Below are 586 nucleotides of genomic sequence, written 5' to 3'. Positions count from 1 at the left end.
TGCTCCAGTGCGCGGGCGCGATCCCCGTGATTCCCGATGCGGCCAGCTTGCGCAAGGGAGCCGGCATCGCGCCGATCCTGTCCCACATCGCCTGAGCCATCCGGTAACGCTGATACCCGCAGAAGAGTTCGTCTCCCGCATCGCCCGACAGCGATACGGTCACATGCCGCTTCGCAAGCTGCGATACCAGGAAAGTCGGGATCTGCGACGAATCGGCGAACGGCTCGTCGTAGAGTGCGGGCAGGCGCGCAATCACGTCCCTCGACTGCGCGGCCGTCACATAAAGTTCCGTGTGCTCCGTGCCCAGATGCATCGACACGGCCTTTGCAAGCTTCGCCTCGTCGTGGTCGCTTTCGTGAAAGCCTATCGTGAACGTCTTCACTGGCCGCGCAGACTGCGATTGCATCAGCGCCACGATCGTGGATGAGTCGATCCCGCCGGAAAGGAACGCGCCGAGCGGCACGTCCGCCAGCATCTGTTGCCGTACTGCGTCCTTGAGCAGCAGGTCCAGTTCATGAACCGCATCCTCGGCGCTGCCGGAATAGGGCTGCGCAACGCCGGTCTCAGCCGCCTGAACGCCGGACCA

General features: G+C 63.8%; 1 protein-coding gene. It reads right to left on the bottom strand.

Annotated features, from left to right (window positions below):
• The coding region (locus BG61_RS38805) for an asparagine synthetase B family protein (protein WP_035943818.1) at window positions 1-586 on the bottom strand (586 nt) is incomplete at both ends.

Source organism: Caballeronia glathei, assembly GCF_000698595.1.
GTDB lineage: Bacteria > Pseudomonadota > Gammaproteobacteria > Burkholderiales > Burkholderiaceae > Caballeronia > Caballeronia glathei.
Note: the sequence above shows the minus strand (reverse complement) of the source record. Positions and strands in the feature narration are given on the sequence as shown.